Below are 14,274 nucleotides of genomic sequence, written 5' to 3' on the forward strand. Positions count from 1 at the left end.
AGGGTAGCAAGAGGAAAAGGGATACTGAAAACTATAATTTTAACTACTTCTACGGCGATTGTTCAACTCTTGTAGCATCGTAGGATACAAATTTTAAATCGGCAAATGGCTGAAGAAAAAGCAACCGCAGAGGTGGAAGAAACCACCGACGCACAACAGGAACAGGACGTTCAACAGGAACAGAAAGTGAAAGAAGAGGCCCCAAAACAAAATCCCCAGGAATTTTTGGAGAATTTTGATTGGGAAAAATACGAAGAGGGCATAGAGCCGGTCGACGACGCGAAATTGGCGGAATTCGAAAAATTGGTTACGGAGAATTTCGTGGATACTGCAGACGAAGAAGTCGTTGAAGGTACTGTTACCTATATGACCGAACGTGAGGCGATTATAGACATCAACGCAAAGTCCGAAGGTGTTATTTCCCTTAACGAATTCCGTTATAATCCCGATTTGAAGGTCGGTGATAAAGTTGACGTGCTTATCGATATCCGTGAGGATAAAAGCGGGCAGTTGATCTTATCCCACAGAAAGGCCAGAACGATTATGGCTTGGGACCGGGTGAACAAATCCCATGACGAAGAATTGGTCGTAAGCGGATTTGTGAAATGTAGAACGAAAGGCGGTATGATCGTCGATGTATTCGGAATCGAGGCCTTCTTGCCCGGTTCTCAAATCGATGTCAAGCCGATTCGCGATTACGATCAGTATGTAGGTAAGACTATGGAATTCAAGGTGGTGAAAATCAACCACGAGTTCAAAAACGTAGTAGTATCTCATAAAGCTCTGATCGAGGCCGATATCGAAGAGCAGAAAAAAGAAATTATCAGCCAGTTGGAAAAAGGACAGGTGTTGGAAGGTGTTGTGAAAAACATCACTTCGTATGGTGTGTTCGTAGATCTTGGTGGTGTAGATGGATTGGTGCATATTACCGACTTGTCGTGGAGCAGAATCAATCACCCGAACGAAGTGGTCGATTTGGATCAGAAAATCAACGTGGTTATCCTCGATTTCGACGAGAACAAATCACGTATCCAACTAGGTATGAAGCAGTTGGAGAAACATCCTTGGGATGCCTTGAGCGATGAGATCAAGATTGGCGATAAAGTCAAAGGTAAAGTTGTGGTTATTGCCGACTACGGGGCGTTTGTCGAAGTGGTAGAAGGTGTAGAAGGCCTGATCCACGTATCTGAAATGTCTTGGTCAACACACTTGCGTTCGGCGCAGGATTTCGTAAACGTAGGCGATGAGGTAGATGCGGTAGTATTGACCTTAGACCGCGAAGACCGAAAAATGTCTTTGGGTATCAAGCAATTGACTCCAGATCCATGGACGGATATTACCTCTAAGTATCCTGTTGGTTCGAAACATAAAGGGATTGTTCGCAATTTCACCAATTTCGGTGTCTTTGTAGAAATGGAAGAAGGTATCGACGGATTAATTTATATCTCCGATTTATCTTGGACCAAGAAAATCAAGCATCCCTCGGAATTCGTCAACGTTGGCGAAACTATTGAAGTGGAAGTGCTAGAATTGGATGTGGAAGGCCGCAAACTGAGTATCGGTCACAAGCAGGTTACCGAAAACCCATGGGACAAATACGAAAAAGAGTTTGCCCTAGGTACTATTCATAAAGCCACTATTGGCGACATGGTAGATAAAGGGGCGACTATCGATTTCAACGAAGACATTACGGCTTTTGTACCGCAACGTCACTTGGAGAAAGAAGATGGTAAAAAGCTCGGTAAGGGCGAAGAGGCCGAATTCAAGATTATTGAATTCAATAAAGACTTCAAAAGGGTCGTAGCCAGTCATACCGCTATTTTCCGTGAAGAGGAGATACGCAATGTCAAGCAGGCACAGAAGAAAGCCGCTGCCGCTGCCGATGAGGCCAAGCCTACCTTAGGTGACGCTAACGAGGCCTTACAGGCATTGAAAAAGAAAATGGAAGGTAACGAGTAGTACGTAGTTTTTGATTTAAGGACTGAAAAACCCCGTTCGCATGGTTATGCGAACGGGGTTTTAATATACTATATTTTAGTACTGCGAAATAAGGTTCGTAGTAGGTTCTTATGATGTTATTGAAATTATTAGCTGGTTTTATAAAGGCTCATCAACGCGATCAGCTTGATCAGCCTCAGGAATTTGCTCTATAAACTCGTGCTGGGAGATATCGGCATTCGGTCCATAGGCCATCAATAGGGTTCCCTTCAATCCATCTGGAGCTTTGATAGCGTAGAGAATCGATAAATCGGAAGGGTTACTCATGCCCTCAAAACGATTTTCGCCCATAATCATAAGATCAGTCGGTTCAAACTCTTGGCTGGTCTCGGATGAGATTAACTTTCCTTTGACTATCCTAAAATTATCAGTGAATCCCTTTTCTTTATATTCTTTGATGAATTCTAGTTCATGTTTGGCATATTCATCTTCCATATCTCTATATTTTTTAAATTATACCGGTATTTTAGAAGCTTTTTCTATCCGGTATTAATCACGATGTGTTAGGATTGTCTTTCAGAAAGTCCTCGATTGCTCATTTCAATACACGGTAATAAATAATGAAACTATACTTTCTATTATCGGCTGGTGGACTTTATTGCAATAAAAAGTAACCATATCCAAAAATGGGTTGGGCCTATTACATTTTGGGTCAAAGGGCTTTCTCCCTTTTGTTATGGTAAATGTATTAGGGTCAAGAATAAGATGATTTGCGACCGCGAGCGCATGGGGTTAAATTCTATCTTTAAACCTTAGAAAATAAATACTCAAATGGGAAAGACAGAAACTACTGGAAAAATATTTATGGCCGTCTTGGCCGGTGCGGCTATAGGTGCAACCGTGGCCGTGCTTTATGCACCGGAAAGTGGTAAAGTAACGAGAACAAAAATCAAGGATGAGGCGGTCAAAGGTTCTGAAGAAATTGCAAGTAGGGTAAGGAATTTAACTGACAGTGCGAAACAGGATCTATCGGAGAGCGGTGACAGTCTAAGTTATCTCGTTGTATCTGCAGTGGTACGCACAATATTTAATCTGGAAAAAGTCGTTCAAATAGTAAAGGATAAACTTTCCGAAATGGTACACGAGGCGGAACTAACGAAAAATAACCATCGGATTATCGAACTTCCATCAGAAGATAATTGATGCAATTTTGGTCGTGTAATATATTTAGAAAAGTGATGCTGACACTCGCAAAGAATACTCCGTACTTTATATATCTATATTCAATTTTTTTTCTTCCTTCTTGACCGCTATTTCACTAGGCTGAATGCCATGACCGTAGTGGTCGGCGTATACCTTAGTGAACTCCGCCCCAAAATTATAAGATTAAACAGGAGTAAGACGCCCAAAGTAAAATCAGCACGACGAAGCCTGCAGCCCCGTAGGTACGAATTCAGTATTCTTGTCAGTTTCTTTGTTGTCCATACTAATTTAATTTGCTTTTGTATCCTCGGCAAAAAAACCCAATCAAGCCAGTTTCATCGACTCGTTCCGATGGATTTTTGTGAATAAAAAGGGCGCCGTGTTGAGCGCCCCTTCAATTAGTCTTAAAATTTAATGCAGACTTTCTAAGCTGTCATTTTTTGCAATGTCCCGTTGAATATCGTCCCGCTGTGCAATCAGTAAATTTTTAAGTCCGATTGGGAGATTGTCATATTTGATGACATCGTTATACTCATCAATCGCTGCCTTATCACCGGTGAGGGATTCTTCTAGCATAGACTCATCGCTATCCGCAGAAAATAAATTTTTGATATCCATCCATGCACGGTGTACAGTGCCCCCAAATGATCCACTATCGTCGAAATCGGTAAAGGCGCCCTTGATTTCCCGTCTAAGGTTGATATTGAATTCCTTTCTTTTGATCGCCTTTTGACGGAAATAAACCGTTAAAGTATGACTGTCGGCGTTTTCGGCAGCTTTTTCATACCCTTTAAAGGCATCTTCGTTCTTCGCTAAAATCTCTTTAATTTCATCGAATATTTCTTCAGTTTTTTTGCTCATGATATTTTATTTTTAAGGTTATCTAAAATTAGATGCAAGTGAGCCATGGGTTTATTCTTTTTGAAAGAATTTTTGACTGCATCCAGATTGTTATAGAGATTTTTGGTTCATTTAATTTTTTTTGAATTCCCATTCTGTGCAATACTTTTTTTGCTCTGTGCTAGTTTCCGCATCAGAAGGGGGTCATCTCCCATATAAGCTTCCATTTCTACAAAGCAAAATTCAGCGAGTTGGGTGCTGGGAACAAATTCGAAAAACAGCACGCCGCCTTTGGCAGATTTCATTCCCTTGGCATCGGGAAGTTTATGGCGAAGTATAAACAACTGGGTCAAATAGTCGATGGCGGTCAAGGCCGTTCCGGGGTCATTAATGGCGGGCGAGCTTGCCTTTACGGCCACTTCGACCAAATGTTTGAAACCGATTTCGAATACATCGATCGCTTCCACACGGTCTATGCTGATACATCTTTTGATGCTATTGACACTCTTGGTATCGATTTTTGCAGAAGCCGCCAAAACCGGTTCGTTTTCCATTACAAAACTACCCATGGTTTTCAATAGTTTAAAACTGATTCCCTGTTTTTCGGAAATGCCTATCAATTTCTGTAGCCTGATTTTGTTGAGGTATCCGCAGTGTTTAAAACAAATGGTATCGATCCAGACGTCTTCCTCCTTATTCGATATAAATTGCAGATCGGAATAAATTAGTTTCATCAGATTATCCCTGGTATTTTTAAAGGATTTATACAGGATAAAATTCACTTGAATGGTCTGTGATACGCTGTGGATAAAATAAATGAAAAGTACGATGTTGGCCATGCTCATAATAATGGCCAAGGATGCGGCCATAGGAGGAAAGTCTTCGTTATTAGAATTAGATATAACAATAGCCATTACAAGGGCATAGAGTAGCGTTCCGCTGGTCACTCCTAAAAGGATTTGATGCTTTTTTTCCCGAAGGATAAGAGGAATCAACCGAGGCGAATAATTACTGATACTCCGATCTAAAACATTCATTACCATCGTAAAGGTGAAGATGGTCAGCGTAAAAACGCCCCCGATAGTAAAGGAAAGTATGAATTTGATATTTTCCTTATCGGTAATGGCCAATCTAGGATAATCGGTTAAAAGGTTCGGTCGAAAGAAGACCAGGGCAAGTGCCAAAACTCCAAAACCTAAAGCGATACACATGGTTATAAACGAGATACTGTTGCGTATGCGCCGCAGTAATGGTAAAACATTGTTCATTATTCTGGGTATAAAAATGGCCTACAGGTACGAAAATCTAATCGTAATTCATGTAGCATATTATTGAATTCTTCCGTTTTTAGTTCATAGTTCTTAACATCCGTAGGAAAAATAGGGCAATCACCCGAAGGCGGATTCCACGGCACCTCCGTCAATACGAATGTTGCTACCATTAACGTAGCTCGCGTGTTCCGAACATAAAAATGCGACCACCGATGCCACTTCTTCAGGTCTTCCCCTGCGTTGCATGGCGATATGTGGACGTTTGTTTTTCACGAACCATTGTACCGCTTTTTCTACTGTCGTATCTTTTTCCTTGGCCAGTTCTTCCATCATGGCATCGGTCATCGGGGTTTCGATATAGGCAGGCGAAATACAATTGAAAAGTAGGTTCTCTTTGGAGTACGATCTCGACAAACATTTAGATAGGTTAATAATCGCCGCTTTGCAGGCGTTATATGGACTTTCTTCTTCGTAAGGCTGAAAGGCATTTTCGGAAGCTACCAAAATCATACGCCCCCATTTCAGCTTTTGCATCTGAGGTACGAACGCTCTTGCAATGCGGACCGCACCCATCAAATCTACCTCTATGGTCTTCATCCAGTCATCATCGGTGAGTTTCAAGAAATCGCCTGCCGCACCCCGGGCACCGGCGGAATGGAATATGATGTGTGCGCCACCGAATTCCGTATCGATTTTATCGGCTAAATCCAAAACTTCCTGGTTTTTGGAGATATCGGCCGCTATCCCCATCACCTTAGCTCCGTTTTCGCAGTCTTTTTCGACTTGTTTTACGGCTTCCTTCAGTTCCTTATTATTTTTCTTGTCCGACAAAATAACATTAACGCCTTCCCTTACAAGAAACTTTGCGGTCTCGATACCCAAACCGGAATCTCCCCCGGTAATCAATGCCGTTTTTCCTTTTATCTGTAAATCCATAGTATGTACTTAAATTTATTTAAAAATAAAAATACCCAGTAATTTCTACGCATAATGACCCTATGCGTTTAATTCCGGCTTCAAATGGATTCGAGTTCCGGAAGTATCTTAAGCACTTATTCCGACGTTGATACACCCGATTAAGTAGCCGTCGCACTAGAATTGTAGCCCAAATGAAATAAGGATTGATGGAATAGCATTTGCCGGGTTTTTAAACCGGACAATTCAGTAACTTTAAATAAAATACAAATAGTTCCTTACTTTTTTGCAGTAAGAACACGCAACTATTAGCATTTATTATCATGGAACTTCACTACAAAATATATCAAAGAGTAAAAATTTACATTGATAAAATTCAATGTGCCCTGATTAATCTGGAGCTCTTAAAAATCCGGACCGTATTTGCCCAGACCGAAAAGTTGATAAAGCTACGATTTGAGGCATTGCGTTCTGTACGGGCACAACTTGTCAGTTTTTGTCTAAATCTCAAACCTTCGACACCTTTTGTACCCTCTTCCCGGTGCAAGGCCATTACCTCATGGTACGGCGGTAAGAAGCTTCAGTGGGGTAAAAATCCATCAGATTTTCAAAAAGATCTTATCGAGGCGGACAAGGAGGTTATTGAGGAAGCAGAATTTATTATTTCCGACACGAATGCACCGCCCGTCCTGATAAAGGTTTTAGAAAAACATGTGGAGTGCTTTGAAAAGATGCAAGAACCAGTAAAGACTTTCAATGAAAATTAAAGGTGAAGTGCAGGTTGATCACGATTATGAAATTATGGGTAGCGGAAAGAAGACGCTAGTTTTTATCCATTATTTTGGCGGTGATGCCGGTAGTTGGCATTGGTTGGCCAGGAGACTCCAAACAAATCATAGGTGTATTTTGTTGAACTTGCCCGGCTTTGGGTCGACCCGGCCTATGTCCCATCCTTCTATCTATGAATTCTCAAAGTTTATCAATGCCTGCATCGATGAACTCGGGCTAACTGAATATATACTCTGCGGCCATTCCATGGGAGGAAAACTCGCCCTGTACGCTGCCAAGATTATGGAGGGTGTCAAGCCAAAAAAAATCATACTAATTGCGCCCTCTCCACCCACCGTAGAAAATATGGCCGCTGAAGAACGGGACCGCATGCTGAAGCATCCGAACGCGGAGGAGGCCCTAAAGACCGTGAAAGGTGCAATTAAGAAGAAGTTGGGAAAGAAAAAGTTTACCTATGCGATAGAATCCCAACTTAGAATTGACGAAAACACTTGGGACTGGTGGTTAAATGAAGGGATGCAAAACAATATTGCCGAAAGAATAAAGGATATGGATATTTCTACACATATTATATTCTCAAAGAACGACCCGGTCATAGCACAAGAGGCCATTTATTCGGAAGTATTGCCGTACCTTAAAAATCCCTCGGTCATCACCTTGGGCAAGATAGGTCATTTGATCCCAATGGAAGCTCCCCGTAAATTGGCCAGACAAATCAAGAGAATAACCAAACAGGATGTTTTATAACTGTAGCTAAATCCTACCTTTCCCTTGATAAGCATGAATTTGAGGGTATTGACCCGTGGTCTGGTCAGCGATTTTAGCCTAGAGCATTTCGGTAAGTAAAAAAGTAGCCACCACCCATAGCAGTAAGGATAGGAAGCCACCTATCAAAAGAAAGTGCTTGAATTTATAATTGCCTATTCCATAAATTAGCGTGTTCGTTTGGTATCCTACAGGGGTGAAAAAGCTAAAATTGGCCGCGAACATTACCCCGAGTATAAAAGGTTTAAAATCCAGTTCCAAGCCCTGTGCCACCGAAATGGCGATAGGGGTCATGATGATAGCCGTAGCGTTGTTGCTGACCACCCCGCTCATCAGCATGGTAACCAAGAACAGGGTTCCAGTCACGACCCAGTTCGGCCGCCCCGATAAAAAGCCCAATAGTTGCTCCGAGATCCACATATCCGTACCCGTATTGTTCATGGCAAGGCCCAAAGGAATCATACCGGCCAACAAAAAAAAGATTTGCCAATTGACCTTTTTATATACGGTGGTCAGATCAAGGTTTCCGGTCAACAGCAGCAAACAAACCCCTGTTAGGGCGCTGACCATTATGGAAAGTAGCCCTGTGGAGGCCAGTATAATGACTAAAAGGAGTATGGAAAGCGAAAAATACCGCTTGAATTGTGATACCACGTTCGTACCCTCGAATTCTTGGAGAATCACCACATTTTCAGTGGCATTCAATACCCAACTTATCCTCCACGGAAACAGTTTAAAGATCTAAAAAAAGAAAGACTAAGCCCGCTGCGAATCTCAGCGATGGCCCTGCTAACAAAGGCTTAACACAACCCTAATTATCCTGTTTCCAGCTTTCGTAGGCGGAATATTGTTCCTTGGAAAGTATTTCTTCTAACTGACGATCTTTTTCGTCGGATAGGGTGCCCATCATTTCACCGCTGGCCGTATTTTGTTGCTGGGTGGTAAAATCTTTTATGGCATTTTCAAAACTTTGGATTTGGTCGTCTGTCATCCTAAGTTCTTGATACATTTGCGTATTGTCCGATTTATCGGTCACGGTAGTTGTGGACGCAGCGTCGATATTGACATTGGAATTGCCACCGCCGGACCCGTTGGCCATTTGCACGGAACTCGTAGCGTCGTCCATCTCTCCGGTGTTTTCGACAGAATCGTCCCCCATAGCCCCAACTTGGCTTTCATCGGTACCTTCGGCGACCATCTCATTTTGATTTTTTTCCATTTTTGATTGTGTACTTTTTTTGGCCCCGCAGGCCACACTAAACAGTACTATTATTGCGGCGATAATTCTGCTACCTGTTTTCATTTTTTTAGATTATTTGTTAATAGACTTATTTAAACTTTTTCTTTTACTTGCGAATCACATTTTGACGCCCCATTAGCTCATTTTTGAAAACTGTATTCTTGCTATGCTGCTAAAAAATGATTTTATTAAAAGCTGCTAATTTCACTTCCAAATAAGAACTCTAAATGAGTTCAATACTCAAGTATCCATTCAGTAACTCTCCTCAATGACCTTTCGGGCCAGTTTCTCACTTGCCGAAAGTCCGAACGCGGTTTTAACTTCTTTAAATGGATTTGGGTCGGGCAGGGTTTTTTCGTCGATGGATCTGAATAGCGCTGGGTGCACGTAATAATCCCGACAAACGGTCGGGGTATTTCCTAATTCAGCGGCGACCATTTTTATAACAATGTTGCTGAACTTCTTTCTGCTGCCATCCTCAAGTTCCTCCAAGGCCAACGGATAACATTCCACCGCCAATCGGTTGGCGGACCATGTGCGAAAATCCTTGCTCGAAAAATCCGGACCCATATATTCCGCAATATATTCGTTGACGTCATCACTGTCTACATCGTGAAAGTTCTTTTGCTCATCGCGGTACCTAAAAATCTCATAGCCAGGTAAGTTGGCGACTTCCTTGATGAAAGGCACTAAGGTTTCATCATCGATATGCACCTCCTGTTCTTGATGGCTTTTTCCCATAAAGGATAACAACAATTCGTCATCTTCTATGTTTAGGTGTTTTCTTCGCAAGGTGGTGAGTCCGTATGATTCGTTCTGTTTTTTGTATTCCTTATTTCCTATGCGGATGCCGTACTCGTCCAAAATCAAGATAATCAATGCTACTAATTTATGTTTATCCCAGCCTTTGACGTCAAGATCTTTATGCGCTTTTTCACGAATTTTAGGAAGCAGCTTCGAAAAGTCGAGCATCTTCTTAAATTTCGCCTCCTGCTGCTGCTTTTCATATACTGAATGGTATATGTACTGCTTTCTATTTTTGGCATCGCGCCCGATAGCCTGTATATGGCCGTCGTCAAAACGGCATATCATAACACCCTGCCACATTGGTGGTATCACCATGCCACGGAGGCGTTTCAGGACTTTTTGGTCCTTGATTAGTTTTCCATTTTCATCATAAAAACTATAACCCTTGCCGCGTTTCTTTCTTGAGATGCACATGGCCGAATCGTCGATTTCCCTAATTTTTTTCATGGAAGCTCAAAATATTAACATGGAGATAGGGTCAAAATTTGGATATCTAATTTCTAGGGAATGAGTATTTAGATTTTTCGTTGCAGGGGAACGCCCCCCGATTTGACCTTTTCGATCGAAAACAATTCTAGAATGCTAAATTTTTAAATCGCCCTGCTCACCCAAATCTTGCTTTTCCCCGGTTATAGCACCCATACCCATTTTCAGAAGGCTCACCAGTTTGCCGTTTTTAGTATCCCAGTAATGGGCATCCTTTGGTATCACTTTTATTGCCGTCAGATTCGGGTCGTCAATGCCGTCGAACCATGCATCGTCCGACTTTCCGTAATATTTTTCAAGTACGGGTCGTTCGGTAGATATAAAAGCATGACCGAAAACGGTCATGAATTCCATATCGCTAGGTTTGGAATAAATCAGTTGAATGCTATTTTCGGTACTTAAATAAGCGTTATGCTCACTATTTTTATTGCTTAAGAACCAAATGCATCCATCTTCATCTACATCTTTGGTACTCATAGGAATGACATGTGTCGGCTTTGATCCCAAATGGGTTTCCATCATCGCAAAGTCGATATTTTCTGCCAGTTCCTTAATTTTTGCTTTTGCTTCCTCGTTGAATAAATTGTTCTTGCTCATGAGTTTTAAATTTTTTTAAAAATAATATAGACAGGTCCAGTTTGTTATCCCAAAAAGAGGATGTTTTAGCTGTTTCGAAAAGGGCTTGTTCAAAATCGTTTTTAGGATTTCAAAAAAACAATGAAATTCCTATCTTTCGCAACTATAGGGAACCGTGTAAGGTTTAAAAATTCCGATAGTAGGTCAACATTGCCTCGACCGGTTAGGCATAGAACTATTTTGAAGGTTTTATACTTTAAACACTGAACAGTTACAAAGATTAAATGCTACAAAGTAGCGTTTGAATCTTAAACAGATAAATTAATAATACGTACTACCAATGGCATCAGGATTTTTCGCATTACTCGACGATATCGCAAGTATGATGGACGATGTGGCCGTCATGACCAAGGTTGCGGGCAAAAAGACCGCCGGTATATTGGGCGATGATTTGGCCGTAAACGCCGAAAAGGCATCCGGATTTATGGCCTCCCGTGAAATCCCCGTGCTTTGGGCGATTACCAAGGGCTCATTGCTGAACAAGTTGATTATTTTACCGGTCGCTTTTCTGCTCAGTGCTTTTCTGCCGGCAGCGGTTACCATAATCTTAATACTTGGTGGGCTCTATCTTGCATACGAGGGGGCAGAAAAAATCTATGAGTTTTTTGTACCGCATGAACATGCCATCGAAGCAGTCGCCACGGAGATGACCGAGGCGGAAATCTTGGCTGTAGAAAAGGAGAAGATAAAATCGGCCATCGTGACTGATTTTATTCTATCGGTCGAAATTGTTATCATTGCTTTAGGCAGCGTAGTTAAAGAAGATATTTGGACACAAGTAATAGTTGTCTCCATCATTGCCCTGTTGGCAACCGTTGGTGTATATGGTATCGTCGCACTTATCGTACGTATGGACGATTTCGGGACCAAGCTTATTTCCCTCAACAAAAGGGACGATAGTTTTTCGGATAAAATCGGCCGCTTTTTAGTTAGCGCCCTTCCAAAAGTGGTTAAAAGCCTATCCGTAATCGGTACTGTTGCGCTGATTTTAGTAGCTGGCGGAATCTTCGTACATAATGTACACTTTATCCATGATTGGCTTCATGCCTTGCCATCCATTTTGGCTGAATTTTTAACCGGTTTGGTAGTCGGGTTTGCTTGTTTACCCTTGGTAATGGGATTTAAAAAAGCTTGGAAGAAAATAAAGGGGTGATAGCAAATACAAAAGCCGGCAATTTAAATTGCCGGCTTTTGTGAATTAATAGATTTAAATTACATCTTATCTATTTCATCTTTCAACTCCTCTTTGGTCTTTCCAGTTTTTTCTTGGAGCTTACCGAGCATTTCATCGAATTTTCCTTCACCATAAGTAACGTCATCGTCAGTCAGCTTACCATATTTTTGCTTGAATTGACCCTTGACCTGTTTCCATTTTCCTTCAACTTGATCACTGTTCATAATATTCGTTTTAAATTAATATTTTCATTTTAGTTAAAGTAAAATTAAGTTATAACTCTAGATACGATGAGCGCTAAACGAATATGTTTTAATGCGAAAAATGCTCTCATCCGACAATGGGAATAAAAAAAGCGATTCTTTTTTAGAGAACCGCTTTTTTGATATTTTAAGAATTTCTTTAAAAATTTACATCGCTGTACCTTCCACTACTGTTTGGGCTTGGGCTTTATTATTGGCTTTTCTATTCCGGACCCAAAATAGAAGAATAATAAATAGTACGATGAGGATGGCGGGAAACGTTACCATTGTACCAAGTGTGTCCTGGCCTGCGACCAATTCAAGTTCATCACCCGTAAGTCCTTTGGCGGCCGCAGCTGTTTTATCCGTATCGATCCAGCCACCTATTATAGGTTGAAATATAGAGGTTGAGAACATACCTATACCTCCCATAATGGAGAGGCCCAAAGCCCCACTTTTCGGAACTTTATCAGCAATAAAACCAAGCATATTGGGCCAAAAATAAGCAACCCCTAATGCGAAAAATATAGCGGCTACATAGGCCATTGCACCGGTTTGCGTACTAAAAAGGTAGACGCCGATCGTTGCCAGCACGGCACCGCCCAAAAGCACACCGGTCTGGTCGAATTTGGCTACCACACTTCCGCCGAAGTATCTAGCGACCGCCATCAAGCCGGTAACCAAGGCCAAAACCAGCATGGGTTCGGCCCCGCTTTTTGCTAAAATAAGTCCGACCCATTGTTGCGGTCCGAACTCGCTAATGGCGGTAAGTGCCATACAACAGGCCATAAAAATGAACAAGGGCGATAACATAGCCTTAAAGTTACTTGTTAGATTGGAAGCTTCATCGATTTTCGCTTTTGGCCACGTTTGTCCAAAGAAAAGATAAGCGTATATCAGGGTAGGGAGCATAATGATCCAGACTTGGGTTTCCCAACTGAACCCACTATCGGTCATAAATTTTGAAATCAGGCTACCTATAACGATACCGCCAGGAAACCACATGTGAAAACGGTTTAGCTGAGTGCTCATTCGATTTCCCTTGTAGGCATCGGCTATCATAGGATTACAGGCAGCCTCGGTACAGCCGTTGCCCAAACCGATTAGAAGTGTGGAAATTAACAGACCAGTATAGCTTCCCGCATATATGGTCAAAATAATTCCGACGGCATGGGCAAAAAATGCGAATTGCATGATTGCTTTTCCTCCAACTTTATGATAGATAAGTCCGCCAATTACCATGGCTATCGGAAATCCCAAAAACCACATAGAGTTGATAAAGCCCAATTGTTCAGCTGAAAGACTCAGTTCATTGCCCAATTGTGGGAGGATTCCAGCCCTTATGCTAAAAGAGAAAGCGGTGGTGATAAGTGCGAGACAGCTTGCAAAAAAGAGTCTGTTCGCATTAATTGTTGCTACGTTTGTAGATGATTCCATGAATATTGGTTTAGGGTTTAGAGGGATAAATTTTTATAAATATATACTTTTTCCAACTTGATTTTTAAGAAAACCCAAACAAAAAAGTGTTTAAGGGAAGGTTAGTAGCCAAATGTGGGGCCATTATCCTGTAAAATAGGTCAATACTGCAACCACAACAAGGACCAGCATATCCGATAACAAAATATCGACCCAAGTATAACTTCCGATAGCCGCTTCTTTTTGCTCCGAAGTCAACGCTCCGAAAGCCAAACCTTTGATTGTGGCATAATCGGGCGCTGCGGTCGCCAAACTGGTGCCAAAGCAAACGATTACAGAAAAATAAACATTAAAATGGTCGTGTGTGCAAAGTTGATGGTCGCAAATGCATAGGCAATACCTGAAAGCTCGTTTATCTGTATTTCGGCGGTAATCCGCAATGCGGCTACTATCAGTCCGGAGAACAGCGTTACGATGGCGACGGTAGAGTTGACGCGCTTCTAAAGAATTCCCGAAACGAACACGGCGGTAATGGGTGGCGCGATGTATGAC

16 protein-coding genes and 1 pseudogene are annotated in these 14,274 nt (G+C 41.8%); 5 read left to right on the plus strand and 12 right to left on the minus strand.

Going from position 1 to position 14,274, the window contains the following annotated elements; all coding sequences use genetic code 11:
* The first annotated feature begins 105 nt into the window (after positions 1–105).
* Complete coding sequence (gene rpsA / locus BLT07_RS12570; protein ID WP_091869201.1) at positions 106–1,959, plus strand: 30S ribosomal protein S1; 1,854 nt, start codon at positions 106–108, stop codon at positions 1,957–1,959.
* A 138-nt stretch (positions 1,960–2,097) separates the two neighbouring features.
* Here the strand turns inward: rpsA and BLT07_RS12575 are convergent, their stop codons facing one another.
* Positions 2,098–2,433, minus strand: a complete 336-nt coding sequence (locus BLT07_RS12575) for a hypothetical protein (RefSeq protein WP_091869203.1) — start codon at positions 2,431–2,433, stop codon at positions 2,098–2,100.
* 336 nt (positions 2,434–2,769) lie between these two features.
* Here BLT07_RS12575 and BLT07_RS12580 point away from each other — a divergent pair, with 336 nt between their 5' ends.
* Positions 2,770–3,141, plus strand: a complete 372-nt coding sequence (locus tag BLT07_RS12580; protein WP_091869205.1) for a YtxH domain-containing protein — start codon at positions 2,770–2,772, stop codon at positions 3,139–3,141.
* A 66-nt stretch (positions 3,142–3,207) separates the two neighbouring features.
* Here BLT07_RS12580 and BLT07_RS21735 read toward each other — a convergent pair.
* The 4 genes and pseudogenes from BLT07_RS21735 to BLT07_RS12600 all read right to left on the minus strand — a co-directional run.
* A pseudogene (locus BLT07_RS21735) lies at positions 3,208–3,385 on the minus strand (ribonuclease BN); the annotation flags it as partial.
* Between the two features lie 167 nt (positions 3,386–3,552).
* A complete protein-coding gene (locus tag BLT07_RS12590) occupies positions 3,553–4,002 on the minus strand; it encodes a PA2169 family four-helix-bundle protein (RefSeq protein WP_091869207.1) in 450 nt (149 codons plus the stop codon).
* A 107-nt stretch (positions 4,003–4,109) separates the two neighbouring features.
* On the minus strand, positions 4,110–5,249 hold the full coding sequence (locus tag BLT07_RS12595; RefSeq protein ID WP_091869209.1) for a DUF2254 domain-containing protein: 1,140 nt from the start codon (positions 5,247–5,249) through the stop codon (positions 4,110–4,112).
* A gap of 120 nt (positions 5,250–5,369) precedes the next feature.
* Entirely contained in the window at positions 5,370–6,188 is an 819-nt protein-coding gene (locus tag BLT07_RS12600) for an SDR family NAD(P)-dependent oxidoreductase (protein WP_091869211.1), read from the minus strand.
* 302 nt (positions 6,189–6,490) lie between these two features.
* Here BLT07_RS12600 and BLT07_RS12605 point away from each other — a divergent pair, with 302 nt between their 5' ends.
* Positions 6,491–6,934: a hypothetical protein gene (locus tag BLT07_RS12605; RefSeq protein ID WP_091869212.1), complete on the plus strand. Its 444-nt coding sequence runs from the start codon at positions 6,491–6,493 to the stop codon at positions 6,932–6,934.
* Positions 6,924–7,703: an alpha/beta fold hydrolase gene (locus BLT07_RS12610; RefSeq protein WP_091869214.1), complete on the plus strand. Its 780-nt coding sequence runs from the start codon at positions 6,924–6,926 to the stop codon at positions 7,701–7,703. The genes BLT07_RS12605 and BLT07_RS12610 overlap by 11 nt, the downstream gene beginning before the upstream one ends.
* Before the next feature lie 78 nt (positions 7,704–7,781).
* Here BLT07_RS12610 and BLT07_RS12615 read toward each other — a convergent pair whose 3' ends face one another.
* From BLT07_RS12615 to BLT07_RS12630, 4 genes are all read right to left on the minus strand, one after another.
* Positions 7,782–8,405: an SLC13 family permease gene (locus BLT07_RS12615; RefSeq protein WP_245726536.1), complete on the minus strand. Its 624-nt coding sequence runs from the start codon at positions 8,403–8,405 to the stop codon at positions 7,782–7,784.
* A gap of 127 nt (positions 8,406–8,532) precedes the next feature.
* Positions 8,533–9,024, minus strand: a complete 492-nt coding sequence (locus BLT07_RS12620; protein ID WP_091869218.1) for a hypothetical protein — start codon at positions 9,022–9,024, stop codon at positions 8,533–8,535.
* Between the two features lie 189 nt (positions 9,025–9,213).
* Positions 9,214–10,215: a DNA topoisomerase IB gene (locus BLT07_RS12625; RefSeq protein WP_245726537.1), complete on the minus strand. Its 1,002-nt coding sequence runs from the start codon at positions 10,213–10,215 to the stop codon at positions 9,214–9,216.
* 135 nt (positions 10,216–10,350) lie between these two features.
* Positions 10,351–10,851 (minus strand): pyridoxamine 5'-phosphate oxidase family protein, encoded by a 501-nt coding sequence (locus BLT07_RS12630; protein ID WP_091869220.1) that lies wholly within the window; start codon positions 10,849–10,851, stop codon positions 10,351–10,353.
* 319 nt (positions 10,852–11,170) lie between these two features.
* On the opposite strand from BLT07_RS12630, the gene BLT07_RS12635 reads away from it, so the two are divergent.
* Positions 11,171–12,043 (plus strand): DUF808 domain-containing protein, encoded by an 873-nt coding sequence (locus BLT07_RS12635; RefSeq protein ID WP_091869221.1) that lies wholly within the window; start codon positions 11,171–11,173, stop codon positions 12,041–12,043.
* A gap of 59 nt (positions 12,044–12,102) precedes the next feature.
* Here the strand turns inward: BLT07_RS12635 and BLT07_RS12640 are convergent, their stop codons facing one another.
* From BLT07_RS12640 to BLT07_RS21030, 3 genes are all read right to left on the minus strand, one after another.
* A complete protein-coding gene (locus BLT07_RS12640; protein ID WP_091869223.1) occupies positions 12,103–12,288 on the minus strand; it encodes a CsbD family protein in 186 nt (61 codons plus the stop codon).
* A 186-nt stretch (positions 12,289–12,474) separates the two neighbouring features.
* Positions 12,475–13,743 carry an MFS transporter gene (locus BLT07_RS12645; protein WP_091869225.1) on the minus strand — a complete coding sequence of 423 codons (1,269 nt, stop codon included), beginning with the start codon at positions 13,741–13,743 and terminating at the stop codon, positions 12,475–12,477.
* A gap of 123 nt (positions 13,744–13,866) precedes the next feature.
* Positions 13,867–14,034 (minus strand): hypothetical protein, encoded by a 168-nt coding sequence (locus BLT07_RS21030; RefSeq protein ID WP_175455328.1) that lies wholly within the window; start codon positions 14,032–14,034, stop codon positions 13,867–13,869.
* Positions 14,035–14,274 lie beyond the last annotated feature (240 nt).

The organism is Pricia antarctica (assembly GCF_900101815.1).
Lineage (GTDB): Bacteria > Bacteroidota > Bacteroidia > Flavobacteriales > Flavobacteriaceae > Pricia > Pricia antarctica.